Source organism: Rhodovarius sp., from assembly GCF_040399605.1.
Taxonomy (GTDB): domain Bacteria; phylum Pseudomonadota; class Alphaproteobacteria; order Acetobacterales; family Acetobacteraceae; genus Rhodovarius; species Rhodovarius crocodyli_A.
In genome coordinates this window covers 23,590-42,577 of sequence record NZ_JBBARU010000008.1, presented here as the reverse complement: position 1 = coordinate 42,577, position 18,988 = coordinate 23,590, and the positions used below count along the sequence as shown (strand labels likewise).

22 protein-coding genes are annotated in these 18,988 nt (G+C 67.3%); 14 read left to right on the top strand and 8 right to left on the bottom strand.

From position 1 onward, the window contains the following. Positions 1-5: 5 nt before the first annotated feature. Positions 6-1,451 carry an AAA family ATPase gene (locus ABWP84_RS04370; RefSeq protein WP_353210775.1) on the bottom strand — a complete coding sequence of 482 codons (1,446 nt, stop codon included), beginning with the start codon at positions 1,449-1,451 and terminating at the stop codon, positions 6-8. Then, the gene (gene pdxH, locus ABWP84_RS04365; RefSeq protein WP_353210774.1) at positions 1,451-2,041 is read right to left on the bottom strand and encodes a pyridoxamine 5'-phosphate oxidase; all 591 of its coding nucleotides are present in this window, start codon (positions 2,039-2,041) and stop codon (positions 1,451-1,453) included. The genes ABWP84_RS04370 and pdxH overlap by 1 nt, the downstream gene beginning before the upstream one ends. 134 nt (positions 2,042-2,175) lie before the next feature. On the opposite strand from pdxH, the gene fabI reads away from it, so the two are divergent. Both fabI and ABWP84_RS04355 read left to right on the top strand, forming a co-directional pair. Beyond that, positions 2,176-2,973: an enoyl-ACP reductase FabI gene (gene fabI / locus ABWP84_RS04360; RefSeq protein WP_353210773.1), complete on the top strand. Its 798-nt coding sequence runs from the start codon at positions 2,176-2,178 to the stop codon at positions 2,971-2,973. Positions 2,974-2,978: 5 nt separating this feature from the next. Next, on the top strand, positions 2,979-3,590 hold the full coding sequence (locus ABWP84_RS04355; RefSeq protein ID WP_353210772.1) for an HAD family hydrolase: 612 nt from the start codon (positions 2,979-2,981) through the stop codon (positions 3,588-3,590). Positions 3,591-3,603: 13 nt separating this feature from the next. Here ABWP84_RS04355 and ABWP84_RS04350 read toward each other — a convergent pair whose 3' ends face one another. Together ABWP84_RS04350 and ABWP84_RS04345 are read right to left on the bottom strand one after the other, a co-directional pair. Next, a complete protein-coding gene (locus ABWP84_RS04350; RefSeq protein WP_353210771.1) occupies positions 3,604-4,110 on the bottom strand; it encodes a YbjN domain-containing protein in 507 nt (168 codons plus the stop codon). Between the two features lie 190 nt (positions 4,111-4,300). Continuing rightward, positions 4,301-4,630 carry an accessory factor UbiK family protein gene (locus tag ABWP84_RS04345; RefSeq protein ID WP_353210770.1) on the bottom strand — a complete coding sequence of 110 codons (330 nt, stop codon included), beginning with the start codon at positions 4,628-4,630 and terminating at the stop codon, positions 4,301-4,303. Between the two features lie 57 nt (positions 4,631-4,687). Here ABWP84_RS04345 and lgt point away from each other — a divergent pair, with 57 nt between their 5' ends. From lgt to ABWP84_RS04300, 9 genes are all read left to right on the top strand, one after another. Beyond that, positions 4,688-5,494, top strand: coding sequence for a prolipoprotein diacylglyceryl transferase (gene lgt, locus ABWP84_RS04340; protein ID WP_353210769.1), 807 nt, complete (start codon positions 4,688-4,690; stop codon positions 5,492-5,494). Then, complete coding sequence (locus tag ABWP84_RS04335) at positions 5,473-6,459, top strand: SAM-dependent methyltransferase (RefSeq protein WP_353210768.1); 987 nt, start codon at positions 5,473-5,475, stop codon at positions 6,457-6,459. The genes lgt and ABWP84_RS04335 overlap by 22 nt, the downstream gene beginning before the upstream one ends. After that, the gene (pgeF, locus tag ABWP84_RS04330; protein ID WP_353210767.1) at positions 6,456-7,196 is read left to right on the top strand and encodes a peptidoglycan editing factor PgeF; all 741 of its coding nucleotides are present in this window, start codon (positions 6,456-6,458) and stop codon (positions 7,194-7,196) included. The genes ABWP84_RS04335 and pgeF overlap by 4 nt, the downstream gene beginning before the upstream one ends. Before the next feature lie 58 nt (positions 7,197-7,254). Further along, complete coding sequence (locus tag ABWP84_RS04325; RefSeq protein ID WP_353210766.1) at positions 7,255-8,184, top strand: hypothetical protein; 930 nt, start codon at positions 7,255-7,257, stop codon at positions 8,182-8,184. Positions 8,185-8,271: 87 nt separating this feature from the next. Next, entirely contained in the window at positions 8,272-9,204 is a 933-nt protein-coding gene (locus ABWP84_RS04320) for a ribose-phosphate pyrophosphokinase (RefSeq protein ID WP_353210765.1), read from the top strand. Between the two features lie 22 nt (positions 9,205-9,226). Then, complete coding sequence (locus ABWP84_RS04315; RefSeq protein WP_353210764.1) at positions 9,227-9,841, top strand: glutathione S-transferase; 615 nt, start codon at positions 9,227-9,229, stop codon at positions 9,839-9,841. Positions 9,842-9,854: 13 nt separating this feature from the next. Beyond that, the gene (locus ABWP84_RS04310) at positions 9,855-10,472 is read left to right on the top strand and encodes a glutathione S-transferase C-terminal domain-containing protein (RefSeq protein ID WP_353210763.1); all 618 of its coding nucleotides are present in this window, start codon (positions 9,855-9,857) and stop codon (positions 10,470-10,472) included. Beyond that, positions 10,469-11,044, top strand: a complete 576-nt coding sequence (locus tag ABWP84_RS04305; RefSeq protein ID WP_353210762.1) for a histidine phosphatase family protein — start codon at positions 10,469-10,471, stop codon at positions 11,042-11,044. The genes ABWP84_RS04310 and ABWP84_RS04305 overlap by 4 nt, the downstream gene beginning before the upstream one ends. Before the next feature lie 135 nt (positions 11,045-11,179). Continuing rightward, entirely contained in the window at positions 11,180-13,231 is a 2,052-nt protein-coding gene (locus ABWP84_RS04300) for a glycosyltransferase (protein ID WP_353210761.1), read from the top strand. Here ABWP84_RS04300 and ABWP84_RS04295 read toward each other — a convergent pair. The 4 genes from ABWP84_RS04295 to ABWP84_RS04280 all read right to left on the bottom strand — a co-directional run bounded on the left by ABWP84_RS04295 (position 13,211) and on the right by ABWP84_RS04280 (position 16,910). Further along, positions 13,211-13,606, bottom strand: coding sequence for a DUF2237 domain-containing protein (locus ABWP84_RS04295; RefSeq protein WP_353210760.1), 396 nt, complete (start codon positions 13,604-13,606; stop codon positions 13,211-13,213). The two genes, ABWP84_RS04300 and ABWP84_RS04295, sit on opposite strands and share 21 nt — an antisense overlap. Then, positions 13,606-15,195 carry a phosphoenolpyruvate carboxykinase gene (locus tag ABWP84_RS04290; protein ID WP_353210759.1) on the bottom strand — a complete coding sequence of 530 codons (1,590 nt, stop codon included), beginning with the start codon at positions 15,193-15,195 and terminating at the stop codon, positions 13,606-13,608. Before ABWP84_RS04290 ends, ABWP84_RS04295 begins: the two co-directional genes overlap by 1 nt. A 160-nt stretch (positions 15,196-15,355) precedes the next feature. After that, on the bottom strand, positions 15,356-16,048 hold the full coding sequence (locus ABWP84_RS04285; RefSeq protein WP_353210758.1) for a pyridoxamine 5'-phosphate oxidase family protein: 693 nt from the start codon (positions 16,046-16,048) through the stop codon (positions 15,356-15,358). Between the two features lie 40 nt (positions 16,049-16,088). Next, on the bottom strand, positions 16,089-16,910 hold the full coding sequence (locus tag ABWP84_RS04280; RefSeq protein WP_353210757.1) for an aldo/keto reductase: 822 nt from the start codon (positions 16,908-16,910) through the stop codon (positions 16,089-16,091). Positions 16,911-16,925: 15 nt separating this feature from the next. On the opposite strand from ABWP84_RS04280, the gene ABWP84_RS04275 reads away from it, so the two are divergent. The 3 genes from ABWP84_RS04275 to ABWP84_RS04265 all read left to right on the top strand — a co-directional run bounded on the left by ABWP84_RS04275 (position 16,926) and on the right by ABWP84_RS04265 (position 18,547). Continuing rightward, a complete protein-coding gene (locus ABWP84_RS04275; RefSeq protein ID WP_353210756.1) occupies positions 16,926-17,543 on the top strand; it encodes a hypothetical protein in 618 nt (205 codons plus the stop codon). Between the two features lie 115 nt (positions 17,544-17,658). Continuing rightward, positions 17,659-17,859: a hypothetical protein gene (locus ABWP84_RS04270; protein WP_353210755.1), complete on the top strand. Its 201-nt coding sequence runs from the start codon at positions 17,659-17,661 to the stop codon at positions 17,857-17,859. A gap of 115 nt (positions 17,860-17,974) precedes the next feature. Continuing rightward, on the top strand, positions 17,975-18,547 hold the full coding sequence (locus tag ABWP84_RS04265; protein ID WP_353210754.1) for a nucleotide exchange factor GrpE: 573 nt from the start codon (positions 17,975-17,977) through the stop codon (positions 18,545-18,547). The last annotated feature ends 441 nt before the right edge of the window (positions 18,548-18,988 follow it).

Here is an 18,988-nt window from a genome sequence, read left to right as displayed (position 1 = left end):
AGCCGTTATGACGAAGCGGCAGGGGGTGCGTCCAGCAGGATCTTGCGGGCCGCGGCCTGCGCATCGGCGGTGGCGTCCAGCCGGGCCCAGTCGATGGGCCCGCAATCGCGCGCGGCGGTGGCTTGCAGAACGGCGATGTTCGCGTCCGATGCGTCATTGTGCCGGGCTTTGATCCGCGCCTGCAGCACTGAGAGCGGTGCCTCCAGCCAGAAACCCTGGAAGGGGGTGAAGAGGGCCGCGAGCGCATCGCGCTCCGCCGGGCGCTGGAAGACAGCATCGGCCACCACGGCATGGCCGGCGGCGAGCGCCTCGGCAGCCTCGGTGCGCAGGGTGGCGAAGACGGCGGCGCTCTCCTCGGCGCTGTAGGCCTCGGGCGGCAGAGGCGTTTCGGGGGCGATTCCGGCGCGGCGTTTGCGCAATTCATCGCTGCGCAGGACCAGCGCGCCGGGGGCGGCGCCCAGCCCCGGTGCCAGGGCGCGCGCCAGGGTGGATTTACCGGTCCCCTGCAGCCCGCCAATGGCCACCAACCGGGGCGGCGGCGGGTTGACATAGGCCAGGGCGGCGGCCAGCCGGGCTTTGGCATCAGCACCGCTGCGCGCCGTGACATGGGCGCGGATGAAGGCGCGCATCGAAAGCCAGAGTGGCAGCCCGCGCAGCAAGCCCACATCGCCGCTGCGGGCGATGTAGCGGTTCATCACCCGATTGGCGGCGGCGCGGCCCCAGCGCTGGTCAAGGTCCATCAGCAGGAAGGCGAGGTCATAGCCGGTGTCGATGCTGGCCAGATCTTCGGAAAATTCCAGCGCGTCGAAGGGCGTGGGCCGGCCCTCGATCAGGCAGAGATTGCCCAGATGCAAATCGCCATGGCAGCGGCGCTGAAATGCCCGGCGCGAGGCCAGCCATGGGGTGAGGGCCTGCAGCTGCGCGATGGCGGCCGCCGCCCATGCCGCCACCGCCTCGGGCGGCAGGCCGGCGCTGAGGCCGGATTGGCGATTGCCCTCCAGCAGCGTGCCAGGGTCGCCGGCTGCGCGCTGGGGCGCGGCCTGGTGCAGCGCCACCACCGCATCGGCCAGCGCATCGAGCCCTGGCCCGTCGAGCGGGGCATGGGCATCGAGGAAGTCACCCGCTGGCAGCCGGCGCATCCGCAGCACCCAATCCACCACCTCGCCCGCGCCACCCAGCGCCAGGGCGCCATCGCGATCGCGGGTGATGGCCACCGGCCCGAGATAGAGCCCTGGCGCCGCGGGGGCATTCAGGGCCTGCTCATGGGCGATCAGCCGGCCGCGCTCGGCCAGCGACAAAAAATTCAAAAAACCGAAATCAACCGCTTTTTTGAGTTTCAGCACCTCATCCCGGCCAAGAAACACCGCCGAGATATGCGTCTCCACCACCCCCTGGCCGGTGATACCGGCGAGGAAATCCGCCACCTCCCGCTGGGCGGCGGGAATGGCCATCAGGGGAAGAGCGCCTCGGTGCCCCAGCCATCGGCAGTGGCGGTGAAGACCCGCCGCTCATGCAGCCGGAAGGGCATGTCGCGCCAGAACTCGATTCGCGCCGGCAGCACCCGAAAACCCGACCAATGCGCCGGCCGGGGTATCTCGCTGATGCCGAATTTCATCGTGTATTCCGCCACCGCCTTCTCCAGGGCGAAGCGCCCCTCCAGCGGGCGGGACTGGCGCGATGCCCAGGCGCCGATCCGGCTCCCGCGGGAGCGGCTGGCGTAATAGGCATCGGCCTCGGCCCCCGTCACCTTCTCCACCTGGCCTTCCACGCGAATGGAGCGGGCCAGGCTTTTCCAGTGAAAACACAGCGCGGCCTGCGGATTTATGGCCAATTCCGAGCCCTTGCGGCTTTCGAGATTGGTATAAAAGACGAAACCACGCGGATCGACGCCCTTGAGCAGCACCATCCGCGCACTCGGCCTTCCATCAGGCGTGCAGGTGGCCAGGCACATGGCATTGGGGTCATTCACCTCCGAGGCCGTGGCCTCGGCCATCCATTCGGCGAAGATCGCATAGGGGTCGGCGGGCGGCGTGGGGCTCATGCGAAATATCCAGAAATGAACCGGGCCTTGCCCGGACCATGGCCATGTGCCACCACAACCCCACCTCTTCAACCATAGCCGCGAGCACCATGCCGGACACTGTCAGCCAAGCTGCTATCCCAACCGGAAATTTGATGGCCGGCCGCCGCGGCCTGATCATGGGTGTGGCGAATCATCGCTCGATCGCCTGGGCCATCGCCCAGGCCTGCGCCGCGCAGGGGGCCGAACTCGCCTTCACCTTCCAAGGTGAGGCGCTGGAGAAGCGGGTGCGCCCGCTGGCCGCCTCGGTCGGCTCCGACCTCGTGCTGCCCTGCGATGTGGGCGATGACGCGCAGATCGACGCCACTTTTGATGCACTGAAGGAACGCTGGGGCGAGTTGGATTTCCTGGTGCATGCCATTGGCTTCGCCAATAAGGATTACCTGCGCGGTCGCTTCATTGATACGCCGCGGGAGGCGTTTCTCCAGGCGATGGACATCTCTTGCTATTCCTTCGCGGCCACCGGGCGGCGGGCGGCGGCGATGATGAAGGAGGGTGGCTCCATGCTCACCCTCAGTTATTTGGGCGCCGAGCGTTGGGTGCCGCATTACAATATGATGGGCGTAGCCAAGGCGGCGCTGGAGGCCTCGGTGCGCTATATGGCGGCCGATCTGGGTGAGCGGCAGATCCGCGTGAACGCGATTTCCGCCGGCCCGATCAAGACCTTGGCTGCGAGCGGGATCGGCGATTTCGGCTATATCCTCAAATGGAACCAGCATAATTCCCCCATGCGACGGAATGTGACGCTGGAGGAGGTGGGCGGCTCGGGGCTGTATTTCCTCAGCCCGCTCTCGGCCGGGGTGACCGGCGAGGTGCATCACGTGGATTGCGGCTACCATCTGGTGGGCATGAAGCACCCCGATGCGCCGGATTTGACCATCGAGAAGAGCTGAGCGCCTTGCCGCCGGCCGAAGCCTGGTTCGTCTTCGATGTCGGCGGCGTTCTCGTTGATGAGACCCGCGTCTGGCAGGGCTGGGCCGCGCATCTGGCGGTGCCTTATGAAACGCTTTGGGGCGCCCTGTGCGAGGATATCGCCCAGGGGCTGAGCCACCGTCACACCATGCAGCGCCTGGCCCCGGGACATGACATCATGGCCATTCGCCGCGCCAGGCTGGCGCAGGATGCACCGCTGGAGGCCGACCTCTACCCCGATGTCCGCCCCGCCTTCGCCGCATTGCGGGCGCGCGGCTTTCGTATCGGCATCGCCGGCAACCAGCCCCTCGAGGCAGGGCCCGCCCTTGAGGCGCTGAATCTGGGCGCCGATTTCATCGCCACCTCCGCCGGTTGGGGGGTACAAAAGCCCGATCCGCGCTTTTTCGACCGGGTGATCGAACATTGCGCCGCCCCGCCCGCGGCGATTACCTATGTGGGCGACAGGGTGGATAATGACATTCTGCCCGCCCGCGCCGCTGGGCTGGCAGCGCTCTATGTGCCGCGTGGGTTATGGGCCGCGGTGGCACCTCCCGATGCGCCGCTCCCCCTGGCCTCGCTGCTGGATATTTTTGCCTGAGGCGAATAGGCGCTCAGGCCTCGCCGACGCAATCCAGCATCGCCGCTTCCAGCGCATCCTTGGGCGCCTTGCCGCCCCAAAGCACGAACTGAAAGGCGGGGAAGAAGCGCTCGCACTCGTTCAGCGCGATATCGACCAGATCTTCCAGGCTTTCAGCGCTGGCCCCGGGGGCGCCGCGCAGCAGCACGGCATGGCGAAACACCGGCACGCCATCATCGCTTTCCAGCCCGAAATGGCCGATCCAGAGCCGCTCATTGGCCAGCGCCAGCAATTCATAAAGCGCGCCGCGCCGATTGGCCGGCACCTTGATATCGAAGGCGCAGGAAAAATGCATGGCGCTGATCTCCCGCGCCCAGGAGAAGAACATGGCGTAGCTGCCCCATTTGCCGGGCGCCTCCGCCACCATCTCCCCGTCCGATTGCCGCTCGCAGGCCCATTCATTGGAACTGAGAATCTGCTCAAGCACATCGAGCGGATTGGTCGCGGTTTCGTGGAATTCCTGGGTCAACATGGAGGTCATCGCAGAACCCTTCTCAAGCGTGATGACCGAGGGCGAAATCACCCAAGGTCTGAACCACGTGCCACCGCGATGCCGGGCTTTGTCGCCACTCTCCCCCTGGGCCCCAGACCCAGGTATTGGGGTTAACGACGCCCTGCACCACCACACCTAGCGTATGAGGCCTGAATCCCGCGCCGCAAGAGGGGAAATGCTACGCTTCTGTGGACGAATCGGCCCGCGCAATCATGATGTTGCCCGCCGCATCGCCCCGGCCGGCCTCCAGTCGGGAGAGCCGGGCCTCGAGTGCGGCCAGCTTCTCGGCCAGAACCTCCGTCTCTTCGCGCGCGCGCCGGGCGAGTTCGAGGGCAGCCTCGAACTCCTCCCGCCGGACCAGCTCCATGCGCTGGGCAAAGGCATCGGCGCGGGATTTCGCCAATTGCCCGGCCTCATTCTTCAGCCCGGCCAGAACGCTGAAAGCGCCACCGGCCATTCCCGCCAGATCGTCCAGCCGCTGCCGAACGCCGTCTTTGCTACCCGCCATGATGATCTCCTTGCTGCAATCGCCTATACCGCACTCCGTCACAGCCCACGAGGCCGCATGATTCCCGCCATTCTGCCCATCTGGGCCTTCCCGATGATCGACCCGGTCGCCATTCAGATCGGACCATTGGGAATCCGCTGGTACGCCCTGGCCTATATCGCCGGCATCATTGCCGCCTGGCGGCTGGGGCGGCGGCTGGTGCAGACCTCCCCTGCGGTGGCCACGCCGCAGCAGATGGATGATTTCATCTCCTGGGCCACGCTGGGCATCATCATCGGTGGCCGGCTGGGCTATGTGTTGTTCTACCGACCCGGCCATTACCTTTTCGCGCCATGGGAAATTCCCATGGTCTGGCAGGGTGGTATGGCCTTCCATGGCGGCGCCCTGGGCGTGATCGTGGCGGCCTGGCTATTCTGCCGGGCGCAGAAACTCTCGCCGCTGGGCTTTGGTGACAGGGTGGCGGTGGGCGTGCCGCTTGGGCTTTTCTTCGGCAGGCTGGCCAATTTCGTCAATGCAGAACTGTATGGCCGGCCGGCGGATGTGCCCTGGGCGATGGTCTTCCCCACCGACCCCATGGCCCTGCCGCGCCACCCCAGCCAGCTTTATCAGGCAGGGCTCGAGGGTGTGGCGCTGTTCCTGCTCATGATCACCCTGTTCTCGCGCCCTGGCCTGCGTGAACGCCGGGGCTTCCTGACCGGCGCGCTGATCGCCGGCTATGGCGCGGCGCGCTGCATCGGCGAATTTTTCCGCCAGCCCGACGCGCATCTGGGCTTCCTGCTGGTGGGGACCACGATGGGCCAATTGCTCTCGCTGCCGATGATGCTCATCGGCATCGTGCTCATGTGGCGCGCCCGGCGGCCGTGATGGAGCGGCTGGACGCCTTCATGGCGCGCGCCAATGCTGCGTTTTATGCCCAGCCCGACCCGCTGGCGCATTTCACCACCGCGCCGGAGATCTCCCAGGCTTTCGGTGAATGTCTGGGCCTTTGGGCCGCGGTGACGTGGCAGCAAATGGGTGCCCCCGCGGCGGTCTGGCTGGTGGAGCTGGGGCCGGGCCGCGGCACCCTGATGGCCGATGCCTGGCGCGCGGTGGGTGAGATGGTGCCGGGTTTTCAGGCGGCGGCGCGGATCGCGCTGGTCGAGAGCTCGGCCAGCCTGCGGGCGCGGCAGGGCGCGGCGCTGGCCGGCACCCCGGCGCAATGGTTTGACCGGGTGGAGGATGTGCCGCCCGGCCCCGCCATCATCCTGGCCAATGAATTTTTCGATGCCCTGCCGGTGCGCCAGTTCATTCGGCGGGCGGAGGGCTGGATGGAGCGCTTCGTCGCCCATGGCGCCTTCGTCGAGCAGCCCAGCGAACTGCGGCTGCCCGAGGCCCCCGAGGGCAGCGTGCTGGAGCGGGGCGAGGCCGGCCAGGCGCTGGCCGCCCATCTCGCCGCGCGCATCGCCGCCCAGGGCGGGGCCGCGCTGCTGCTCGATTACGGCCCGGCCGAAACCGCGCTGGGCGACAGCCTGCAGGCGCTGCGCGCGCATCAGGCGGCTGACCCGCTGGGCCCGCCGGGCAGTGCAGATCTGACCGCGCATGTCGATTTCGCGGCGCTGGCGCGGGCGGCGGGCAGCGCGGAGGCGCATGGCCCCATCCCGCAGGGGCTGTTTTTGCAAAGGCTGGGGCTGATGAGCCGGGCCGCGATACTGGCGCAATCGGCGCCGCAACAGGCGGGCATGATCCTCTCTGGCGCGCAACGCCTCGTGACATCCGAGGGCATGGGCCGGCTCTTCAAGGTGCTTTGCCTTTGCAAGCCGGGCCTCGCTGTGCCAGCAGGCTTCGCATGATGATCCTCCATCCTGGCCTGGCCGGCACGCGGCATGGTTTCTTCACCCGCCAGGGCGGGGTGAGCGAGGGCGGCTTTGCCGCGCTCAATTGCTCCGACCGCAGCGCCGACCTGCCCGAGCGGGTGGCCGAGAACCGCGCCCGCGCCGCCCGCAGCCTGGGTTTTGCGCCCGAAGCCCTGGTGGGCGTGCATCAGGTGCATGGCGTGGCCGTGGCGGTGTGTGATGGCCCCTGGGAAAGCCGGCCGGTGGCCGATGCGCTGGTCACGGCACGGCCAGGGTTGCTGCTGGGCGTGGTCACCGCCGATTGTGGGCCGGTGCTCTTTGCCGATGCACGGGCCGGCATTGTGGGGGCTGCCCATGCCGGCTGGCGCGGCGCCGTCGCCGGGGTGCTGGAAGCGACGCTGGAGGCCATGCGCGCCCTGGGTGCACGGGATATCACCGCCGTGGTGGGGCCCTGCATCGGCCAGGCGAGCTATGAGGTGGGTGCCGATCTGCGCGACGCCGTGCTGGCCCAACCCGGCGATGGCGAGGCCTTCTTCATCCCCGGCCAGCGGCCAGAGCGCTGGCAATTCGACCTGCCCGGCTATTGCCTGGCCCGGCTGCGCGCGGCAGGCGCCGAGGCCAATGCCACCTCCGATGATACCTTGGCGCAGCCGGCACAATTCTTCAGCCATCGCCGCCGCACCCTGGCGGGCGAGGGGCCGATCGGCCATCAGCTCTCCGCCATTGGGATCTGAGCTATGCCCTATGTCGTGGTTTTTCTTTTCCTTTGCATTCTCACCATGGTGGCCACCTGTGCGATTCTGTAGCGCCTGCCTTGCCGTTTTGCTGCTGCTGACGGGTTGTGGCGATCTGCCGCAGCCCTTCCGCGGCAATCCTGGCCGTCAGGCCCGCAGCCTGGCTATTCCCCTGGCCATCCGCCTGGCCGTGCCGCCGCCGCCGCAGGCGCTGCTCGACGAGGCCAATGCCAGGCGCCTGGCCGAGGCGATGACGGCCGCCTTGCAGGGCGAGGAGGTGCCGGCGATTGCCATCGACAGGCCCTTGCCGCTCGATTGGCAATTGCTCATCACCGCCGAGAGCGCCGGCAATGTCGTGCGGCCGCGCTTTGAGCTGGTCAATGCCGATGGCCGCTCGCAGGGCGAGCATGAGGGGGCGGGGGTGCCCATCCGCGCGTGGGCCGAGCCCACGCCGCCAATGCTCGCCCAGGTGGCCGCCCAGGCCACGCCGGGGCTCACACGGCTCCTGCTCTCGGTGCAGGCCGCCCGCGCTTCGGCCACCCCGGGGGCGATTTCCTCCGGGCCACCCCGGGTGCGCTTTCTGCCGGTGCGCGGCGCGCCGGGCGATGGCGCCCAGGCCCTGGCTGCGCGGATGCGCGAATTCATGTCCAATCTCGGCTTCGTCGTGCAGGATGCGGCGGAGGGCGCGCAATATGGCCTGACCGCCGAGGTGCGCATCACAGCCCCGGCCGACAATGCCCAGGTGGTGGATCTGCAATGGATCGTCACCCGGCGCGATGGCGAGGAGCTGGGCCGGGTGGTGCAGGTCAATGAGGTGCCGGCGGGGCGGCTGAACCGCTTCTGGGGCGATATCGCCTATGTCGCCGCCGAGCAGGCCAGCGGCGGGGTGCAGACCATCATCCGCAATGCGACCACGCCGCAGCTCTCTGCACCAGCACAGGAGATACCGGCCGCGGGCGGCGCCCCACCACCGCCTGGGCTCCGCTGAGCCCAACCATCTCATTGGATGCCCCGGTTGCCATGGCGGCGTTACGTTGATACGTCACTCCCGCCGAGGCGGAGTTCTGGAGCCTGCATGAAAATCGTCGCCTGCAACAGCAACATGCCCCTCGCACAGGCCGTTGCCGATAATTTGGAACTGCCTTTGGTCAAGGCCTCCATCCGGCGCTTCGCCGATATGGAGATCTTCGTCGAGTTCCATGAAAATATTCGTGGTGAGGATGTCTTCGTCATCCAATCCACCAGCTTTCCGGCCAATGACCACCTGATGGAGCTGCTGATCACGCTTGACGCACTGCGCCGTTCCAGCGCGCGGCGGGTGACGGCAGTGATCCCCTATTTCGGTTACGCCCGTCAGGACCGCAAGAGCGGCCCGCGCACGCCGATTTCAGCCAAGCTGGTGGCCAACCTCATCACCGAGGCAGGGGCCGACCGTGTGCTGACAATGGATTTGCACGCCGGCCAGATTCAGGGCTTCTTCGATATTCCGGTCGATAACCTGATCGCAGCCCCCCTCTTCGCCAAGGATATCCAGGAGCGCTATGCCGGGCGGGACCTGATGGTCGTCTCCCCCGATGTTGGCGGCGTGGTGCGCGCCCGCTCGATCGCCACCCGCCTGCACACCGACCTCGCCATCATCGACAAGCGGCGCGAGCGCGCTGGCGTCTCCGAAGTGATGAACGTGATCGGCGATGTGACGGGGCGCGACTGCATCATCGTCGACGACATCATCGACAGCGGCGGCACCCATTGCAACGCGGCGGATGCGCTGATGCGCAATGGCGCGCGCTCGGTCTCGGCCTATGTCACGCATGGGGTTTTCTCGGGCGGCGCCGTTGCCCGCGTGGGCGCAGCCCCCATCGAGATGATGACGGTAACCGACAGCATCGCCGCCACCGAAGCGGTGCGCAATTCCGCCAATACCCGGCAATTGCCCATCGCCGCCCTGCTGGCCGAGGCGATGCGCCGCATCAGCGAAGAAAGCTCGGTCTCGTCGCTGTTCGACTGATAATCCTGATGGGGAGATGAGGATGAAGCTGCTCTATTCACCCGGCGCCTGTTCGCTGGGTATCCATGTCATCCTCGAGGAGATCGGCAAGCCCTTCGCCGCCGAGCGTTTCTCCACCCGCGATGGCGGAACCTATACGCCCGAATTCATCGCGATGAACCCCAAATCGAAGGTGCCCACGCTGCTGCGCGATGATGGCTCAGTGCTCACCGAATTCCAGACCATCGCCTTCTGGCTCGCCAAGTCCAACCCCGCCGCAAAGCTGATCCCCACCGATCTCGAGGGCGAGACGCGGGTGCTGGAAATGCTCGACTATATTTGCGGCACCATCCATCCCCAGGCTTTCACCCGGCAGTTCCGCGCGGTTAATTTCGCCCGCGATGCCGAGGATGAGCCCCGCGTGGTGGCCCAGGGCAAGGCCCTGGCCGAGAAATACCTGGCCCTGCTGGCGCAAAGCTGGAAGGGCTCGGACTGGCTGCTGCCCAGCGGCTTCTCGGTTGCCGATTGCGCGCTGTTCTTCCTCGAGCGGTGGTGCCTGCGCGCCGGCATCACGCCGCCCGCGCGCATTGCTGCCCATTATGAGGCCATGATGGCCCGCCCCGCCGTGGCCCGCGCCCTGGCCGCCGAAGCCGCTTGAAGGAGACCACACGATGAAGCTGTTCTATGCCCCCGGCGCCTGTTCCCTCGGCATTCACCTGCTGCTCGAGGAAATCGGCAAGCCCTATGAGGCCGTGTTGCTGAACCTGCGCGAGGGTGCGCAGTTCAAGCCGGAATTCACCAGCATCAACGCCAAATCTAAGGTGCCGACCCTGCTGCGTGATGATGGCTCGGTGCTGACCGAATACCCCGCCATCGCCTATTATCTGGCGGCGACCAACCCCGAGGCGAGGCTGCTGCCGGCTGACCCCGCCATGGCCGCCCGCGCGCTGGAATTGACCGATTTCGCCGTGGCCACCGTGCATATGCAGGGCTTTTCCCGGATCTTCCGCCCGGCGAATTTCGCCCCCTCCGAGGCCGACCACGAGGCGGTGAAGGCCCGCGGCCGCGAGATCTATGAGAAGGGCCTGGCGGTGATGGACCGCGCGCTGGAAGGCCAGGACTATCTTTGCGGCGAATTCTCCATCGCCGATAGCGCGCTGTTCTATGTTTGCTTCTGGTGGGCGGCGCGGCTGGGCCATGCGCTGCCGGCCAATGTCGCCGCGCATTATGACCGGATGAAAGCCCGCCCCGCCGTCGCCCGCACCATGGCCGCCGAAGGCCTGGCGTGAGCCTCAACCCCATCCCCTTCTGGTTCCTCCGCCATGGCGAGACGGATTGGAATGCCCGCGGCCTCTCCCAGGGGGTGACGGATATCCCGCTGAACGCCGTCGGCCGCGCCCAGGCAGAGCGTGCGGCGCGCAGCCTGGCCGGCCATAGCTTTGGCAGCATCATCGCCTCGCCCCTCTCCCGCGCGCGTGATACCGCGGCGGCGGTGGCGGCGGTGCTCGGCCAGGGCTTCACCATCGACCATGACCTGCGCGAGGTAGAGTTCGGCGAGCAGGAAGGCCAGCCCATGGGCGATTGGTACGATAGCTGGATCGCCGATGAATATACCCCAAAAGGTGCCGAGAGCTTCGCCGCCCTGCGCGCCCGCACGGTGGGCGCCATCAACCGCGCCACGGCGTTGCCTGGGCCGGTACTGGTGGTGGCGCATGGCGCGCTGTGGCGGGCGTTTCGCTACGAGGCGGGCCTGCCCTCCAATGTGCGCACCCCCAATGCCCTTCCGCTCTTCGTCGAGCCGCCGCAGCCATCCTGGCCGGAATGGCGGCTGACGGCACTGGAGCTTGCGCCCGAGCTTTGAGCGGTCAATCGCCGAGCCGCCCCACCGGCGCCTTGTCAGGCTAAGCGCCCGCAGCCATACGCGATGACGCTGATATCGTAATAATGCTCAGGAATTATATTCTTCTCCCGCAGCCTGCAGCGGGAGAATACAAACTTGGCCATAGATCCTGTGGACCTCTGGCGCCTCGTCATTGCCCGCCAATCATGGCGCCTGCGCAGTGCCAGGCTGCGCAAAAAGGCCGAGGAGGCGCGCGTCAAAGGCAGGCTCAGGCTCGCCCAGGCGCTGTATCGGCGCTACCTCCGGCTGCGGCCGGATGACCCCATCTCGTGGTATGTGCTGGGCCAGGTCTATCGTGACCGCCATCGCCCGACCCTCGCCGAGCCCTGCTACCATCACGCCCTGACCCTGGCGCCGGATTATTGGCGGGTGCATGCCGCCCTCGGGCGCTTTCTCCGCAGCACCGGGCGCGCTCGCGAGGCGCATGCCGCCTTCACCCGCGCGGTGGCCCTGGGCGCCAATGAACAGACGCGGCGGGCGCTGCTGGACCTCTCCGCCCCCGGGCTTCGCCCCGATGCCGATGCCGCGCCCGGCGCTGCCACCATCTGGATCGATATCGCCGATCTGCTGATCTTCCTGCGCGATAACCGTCACCCCAGCGGCATCCAGCGGGTGCAGCTGGAGCTGCTGCGCCAGGCCATATCAAGGCCGGGGCTGGCCGCCATCATCACCACCATGCCATGGGACCGGCGAATCTGGTGCCTCTCGCCCAGCAGGATAGCGGCGATGCTGCAGCTGCTCGACAGCAAGGGCGGCGGCACCGAGGCGATACGCGAAGTGATCAAGGATGTGCTGGAGACAGCGGCGGAGGCCGAGCCTCAATCAGGGCTGGTGCTGTTCCAGCCCGGGGCCTTCTGGATTGGTGGCGGCAACCCGCCGCTGCATCACCGGGTGCGTGCGGCCGGCATGAAGGTGGTGCCGCTGATCCATGACTTGATTCCGGTGCGCATGCCCGAGGTCTGCGTGCCAGAGCTGGTGGAGGAGTTCAGCGTGGCGCTTGGCGAGGCGGCGCATAGCTTTGACGCCATCATCGCCAATAGCGCCCATACGGCGGCCGATATCGGCGCCTTCATGGCCCGCCATGGCTACCCGCTTGTGCCGGTCGTGGCGGTGCCGCTGGCGCATCGGCTGGCCGAGGCGCCGCCCGGCGCCCCTGTCTGGACCCGGCAGATTGCCAGCCTTCGCGACAAGCCCTTCGTGCTATGCGTGGGCACGATCGAGCCTCGCAAAAACCAGATACTGCTGCTGCAGGTCTGGGAGTCGCTGCTGGAACAGGGGCTGGAGCCGCCGCTGCTGGTCATCGCCGGCAAGCGGGGCTGGCTGACCGATCAATTCGATGCCGAACTCGAATGGTCGCCTGCCCTGCGCAAGCGGGTTCGGATTATGTCCGATCTCTCCGATGCCGAAATCGAGACGCTCTACACCCAATGCCTCTTCACTGCGTTTCCCAGCCTGGCCGAGGGTTGGGGCCTGCCGGTGGGTGAGAGCCTGGCGCGCGGCCGCGTCTGCGTCTGTTCGAACCGCGACTCGATGCCCGAGGTGGGCGGTGCAGCGGCCATCACCATCGACCCGCTGGATGTGCCCGCGGCGGCGGCGGTGTTCCGCCGCCTGCTCTTCACCCCAGGCGCATTGCGCGAGGCCGAGCAGACCCTGCGGGAGAATTTCCGGCCACGCGGCTGGCCCGAGGTCACCGAGGCGATGTTCACAGCGCTCGCAGGGCTGGCCGGGCAGCCGGGGGGTGGATTGGCCGCGCCGCTGTTGCGACCGGGCATCCGGTACCGGCCATCCAGCCGCTTCGAGGATGACTGGCCGGAGCCCTTCGCCTTCCAGCCGCGCCTCATGCTGGCCGAGGGCTGGTGGAAGCCGGGGCCGGAGGGTGCCTTCATGGCGGGCGATCGCGCCACGTTGCACCTCGCCGTGACCGAAGATGGGGAGCTGGGCCTGCGTTTTGTGGCGCGCGAGCCGGCTGAAGTTTCGGCCGGTGGCGTTACGCTGTCGCTGACACTGGCCCAGCCGGGCGGCATGCTGATCGTGCCGGTCAAGGCCGGGCGGCTCCGCCTGGAGCTGCGGGCGCGCACCGGGCTTGGCCCTGAGGTGCCGCCCGGGGTCTGGCTGACTGCCGTCGAGCTACGCCGCGTGAGCCTGTAAATCCTCCAGACGCACCACCGCCAGCGTGGCGGCATGGGTGGCGGCCAGATTGACCAAGGGCGCATGCCCGGCCTGGCGCGCCTCCTCCCAACGCCCGGCGCAGAGGCACCAGGATTGGCCGGGGGCGAGGCCGGGAAAGCCATATTCCGGCCGCGGGGTGCTAAGGTCATTGCCCACGCTGCGGCTGAATTCCAGAAATTCCGCCGTCAGCACAGCGCAGACGGTGTGCAGGCCGATATCGCGCGCATCGGTGTTGCAGCAACCATCGCGAAACCAGCCGGTGAGCGGGGCGAGGGAGCAGGATTCGAGCACACCGCCCAGCACATTCAGCGCGCTGGGCTTTTCCGGCCGGCGGAAGCTTGAGCCGTCGGGCATCAGGCTGCGGCGCGAATGGCCGCCGCCTTCACGCTGTCATCCACCGCACCGGCAAAGCTCTCGAAATTCTTCTCGAAGAGGCTCACCAAATTCTGCGCCGTGCGGTCATAAGCCGCCTTATCGGCCCAGCCATCGCGCGGGTTCAGCACGCCGGCGGGAATGCCGGGCACGGCCTTGGGCATCATCAGGCCAAAGAACGGGTCACGCTCGAACTCCACCTGGGCCAGGCTGCCATCCAGCGCCGCGCGCAGCAGGGCGCGGGTGTGCTGGATGCTCATGCGTTGGCCGGTGCCATAGGCGCCGCCGGTCCAGCCGGTGTTCACCAGCCAGCAATCGGCGCCATATTGCGCGACCAGATCATTGAGCATCCGGCCATAGACTTCAGGGTGGCGTGGCAGGAAGGGGGCGCCGAAGCAGGTGCTGAAGGTCGCCTGCGGTTCTTTCCCCAGGCCCTTCTCTGTGCCGGCCACGCGCGCGGTATAGCCTGAGAGGTAGTGATACATCGCCTGCGCGGCCGAGAGCTTGGAGATCGGCGGCAGCACGCCAAAGGCATCGGCCGTCAGCATCACGACATTCTTCGGCAGGCCGGCCCGGCCGCCAACATGGATATTGGGAATGAACTCAACCGGGTAGCAGGAGCGGGTATTCTCCGTCAGGCTGCCATCATCGAGGTCGAGATGGCCGCGCGCATCGGCCACCACATTCTCAAGCACGGCGCCGAAGCGGTGCGAGGCATCCCAGATCTGCGGCTCAGCCTCACGCGAGAGGCGGATGACCTTGGCGTAGCAGCGGCCCTCGAAATTGAAGACACCATTGGCCGACCAGCCATGCTCGTCATCGCCGATCAGCGCGCGCTCAGGGTCGCTCGACAGCGTGGTCTTGCCGGTGCCCGAGAGCCCGAAGAACAGCGCCACGTCACCAGCCTTGCCGACATTGGCCGAGCAATGCATCGGCAGGATACCGCGGGCCGGCAGCAGCCAGTTCATCACGGTGAAAATGCTCTTCTTGATCTCGCCGGCATAGCTGGTGCCGGCAATGCAGATCACCCGCTTGGCGAAGCTGAGCGCGATGCAGGTGGCGGTGCGGCAGCCATCGGTGGCCGGGTCCGCCTCGTATTCCGGCGCGTGCAGGATGGTGAAATCGGGCGTGAAGCCGGCCAGCTCTTCCACCGGCGGGCGGATGAACATGTTGCGGGCAAACAGCGCGTGCCAGGCATTGGTGGTCACCAGGCGGACGCGGATGCGGTGCTCAGGATCGGCACCGGCATAAAGGTCCTGGGTGAAGAGCACGGGCCGCTCGCCCAGCCAGCCCCTCACCTTGGTGGAGAATTTGTCGAAATTCTCCACCGACATCTTCTGGTTGATCTTGCCCCACCAGATCTCCTGGGTCGCCTCGGGGTCATCCACCACGAACTTGTCCTGCACCGAGCGGCCGGTGTGCTGGCCGGTGATCGCCATGAAGGCACCGTCGGCGGAGAGTCGGCCCTCGCCGCGCTGCAGGGCTTGGGCGTAAAGGCCGGGCGCCGTCAGATTGGAATGGACGGGGCCAATGGCTTCAACGCCAGTACCGGCAAGGGCGGCTGCACTCATAAAAGCAATTCTCCAATCTGCGGGGCGGGACCCCGGTCCCGACAAAGGCGGGCGCATTAGGCCCGCTTCTGGGCGGAATTACGGCTGCGGCTTCACAATGGTCAATCTTACCGGCGGCAGTATTCGTCGCGTGCAGCGCACAAAATCGGGACCGAAACGGTTACTGCGCGCGCGCTGCCCGGGCAGCAAGGATCAGGGCGCGGCGCACGCCATCGGCATCGGCCACCGGGCTGGCAAAGGCGTGGCGCTGCACCAAATCACCCGCCGCCATGTCAAAGCCGTCGCAATCCAGCGCCACCATGCGCCAGCCGGCATCACTGCCCCCCAGCAATGCCAGGGTCTGGGGATGGTCGGCATTCACATGGGTGATGATATCGTCCTCGGCCGCGGCCAGCGCGGCCACCGCAGCGGCATCGGGTGCCAGATCAGCCCCGCGCAGCCTATGCGCGGCGGCGAAGCCACCCACCAGCAGCCCCGATTGCGGCACCACACGCCATAGGCCGAAATCACCAAAATCGGCATAGAGCGCGGCATACGGGTGCCGCGCCAGCCAGCGCGCCTTCAGGGCGGGGTCTTCAATCTGTTCCGCCAGGCCGGTGATGGTGGCGCGCGGCGCTGTCTGCGGGTTGGGGCTGGCGGGCTGGCCTTGCGCCATCAGGGCGCAGCGCGGTTCGCGCGCCAATTGCCTGGTGTGCTGGGAGAGGGTGGAGAGCCAGAGCAGCAACGCGCCATCGGCGGCCATGGCATGGGTGACCAGGCTGGCAAAGGGCTGGCCATCACCCTGGGTAGCGAGGGTGGAGGCTGAAGCGGCGCGGAAAAGGCAGCGGGCGGCAAAGCCGTGATCAGGGTCCATGGGGCGATTCTGGCGCTCTGGCGAAACTTCGCAAGCGCGATCACAGCATGGCCAGCGGCCGCTTGCGCCGGGGCGGGGGAAATGCCGCATCCAGGCCCGCATGATCCTCGGCCGAAAGCTGCAACTGCCGCGCCGCCGCATTCTGCCGCACCCGTGCCGCATCGCCGGTTTTGGGAATGGCCACCACGCCAGGCCGGCTGAGGCACCAGGCCAGCGCCACCTGCGCCGGCGTAGCACCCAGCCGCCGGGCCACCCCAACCAGCGCGGGGTGGAGCAGCAGCGGTCCCTGGCCGAGCGGCGAATAGGCCATCAGCGGCATGGAGCGCGCCTGCATCCAGGGCTGAAGTTCAAATTCGGGGCCACGCTCAGCCAGATTCAGCAGCACCTGATTGGTGGCGCAATCCGGCCGGTCCAACGCCTCCATGTCATCGACATCGAGGTTGGAGACGCCCCAGGAGCGGATATGGCCCGCCTCGCGCATCCGCTCCATCGTCGCCGCCGTATCGGCCAGGGGCACAGCACCGCGCCAATGCAGCAGGTAGCAATCGAGCACATCGGTCTTCAGCCGTTTCAGACTCCTCGCCAGCGCCTGCGGCAGGCGGGTCGGCGAGGCATTGTGCGGATAAACCTTGGAGACGAGAAACACCTCATCCCGCCTTCCGGCCATGGCCTCGGCCACCACCTCCTCGGCCGCGCCCTCGCCATACATCTCGGCGGTGTCGATCAACGACAGGCCTTCATCAAGCCCAGCCCGCAAAGCGGCGATCTCCCCTTGCCGGCGGCCCCTATCCTCCCCCATTTTCCACGTGCCCTGACCCAGGGCCGGCACCAGGCTGCCATTCGGCCATGTCACCATCTGCATCTGCGGGAGCTCCCTATGCGCGTCACCCTTGCCATTCTAGCGCTGATGACCGGGCCGGTGGCAGCCCAACTGCCGGTGGCCGAGGAGATCGGCACCTGGCGCCTGGGCTGCGTGACCGACCGGATGACCGACCGCGCCGCCTGCCAGCTTCGCCATCGCGACTGGGTGGAGCGGCCGGGAACGGGCCTTGCCAATGCCGCGGGCCTTGCCTTGGAAATTCAGGACCGCGGCGGGCGGCTGGTGCCCGTGGTCACCGCCCGCGATCTGGGCCTCGATGGTGCCTCGCGCGGATTGCTGGCGCTGACCGGCCGGGTGCAAATGCGCTTTGGCGCCAGCGCCATGTTCGAGATGGCCTGCGCGCTGGAGGGACGCAGCCTGGCCTGCTTCCCCAGCGCCGGCGAGGCGGCTGCCATCGAGCGCGATTTCGCCACCGCCGAGCGGCTATTGGTGCGCGTCAGCAGCCTCGGCGGCGGCGTTGGCAGCACAACCGAGCCCACGGAGTTGCGCCTCGAGCGCACGCGTGACGCCATGGCCGCGCTGCGGCGGCAAATTCCGGCCAGCCCCCAGCAGCCCGCCCCCGAGGGCAATGATCTGCGTGACTTGCTGGGCCGCGTATTGCGTATTTTGCCCTGAAGCATGGCGGGCATGACGGATGAGACTTGCAGCCGGCCCGCTCGCCGCCTAGGTGGAGGGCGATGACCGGCCCACTTAGGCGCGCGCGGACCCTTCAAGCACCTGGATAGCACGCATGACCGACCAGACCCCCACACCTGACCAGCAACCCCAGACCACTGCCGAGGGCCAGGAGATGACCCTGGAGCAGCGCCTGCAGCGGCTGGCGGAAGAGTTGAGCGCGATGCGTGAAGTTGCGCCCGGCACCGAGGAGCCAGCAGCCGAGGGGCGCGACATGAGCGAATTGCTGAGCCGCGTGCAGCGCCTATTCCCCTGAAAGAGTATAAGAACGGGGCTTGAGACTTGCGGCGGCCCCCCTCGCCGCCTAGGTGACGGCCCATATTTCGCCCTCCTGGGCGCGCGCGGACCCTTCAAGGACCTAGACAGCACGCATGACCGAACAGACCCCAACGCCCGACCAACAAGCTGAAGCCGCGCCTGAGGCGCAGGCCGAGACGCAGGAGATGAGCCTCGAACAGCGTTTCCAATTGCTGGCGGAAGAGCTGAACACCATGCGCGACAAATGGCTGCGCGCGGAGGCCGAGACGCAGAATGTGCGCGCCCGCGCCGCGCGTGAGGTGACCGATGCCCGGGCCTATGCGGTGCAGAAATTCGCCGCCGACGTGGTGGAGGCGGCGGAAAACCTCCGCCGTGGCCTTGCCGCCCTGCCAGCCTCCAGCGAGGCGGAGCCTGAGTTGCTGACAAAACTGCGCGGCGGCTTCGAGGGGGTGGAGAAGAGTTTTTGGGTGATCCTTGAGCGCAATGGCGTCTCCCGCAAGGATCCTTCGGGCGAGGCCTTCAACCCCGAACTGCATCAGGCGATGGCCGAGCAGCCCGCACCGGAAGGCGTGGCGCCAGGCACCGTGATTCAGGCCTGGAGCGCAGCCTGGACGCTGAATGGGCGGTTGCTGAAGCCAGCCATGGTGGTGGTGGCGGCAGGTGAGGCGAAGCCAGACGCGGCGTGACGCGGCCAGCGCAGCTGGCCGATGCCGCGCTGTAGGTGATATTTCGGTTCTCGGACCGGCGCCAAATGCTGCGTGTGCTGCAAGTGGCGTGTCTGCTGGCAATGGCCGCCGCCGCCAGGGCTCGGCCTGTCTTGACTGCGGGAATACATCGCCCGAGCCTTTCTGCGGCAGACTATCGACCTTGATGGCGAAGGGGTTTTCATCGCCACCGAGACCAATCAACTCTCAGGCTGATATAGCCCTCGCCGATTGGTCATCACGGCCGGAAAATGGGCCGCGGGTGATGTGTTTGATAACAATCGCGACAGCCGAGACGCGCGCACCCAATTCATGAACTGGCCGAGCTTCTCTCTGAGACTGTCAATCGGCGCCCAAAAAGGACCCCCTTTCCAGGGTTCATCGACCCACGGTATCGCCCGGCGCGGAGCCGTAAGCGTAGCG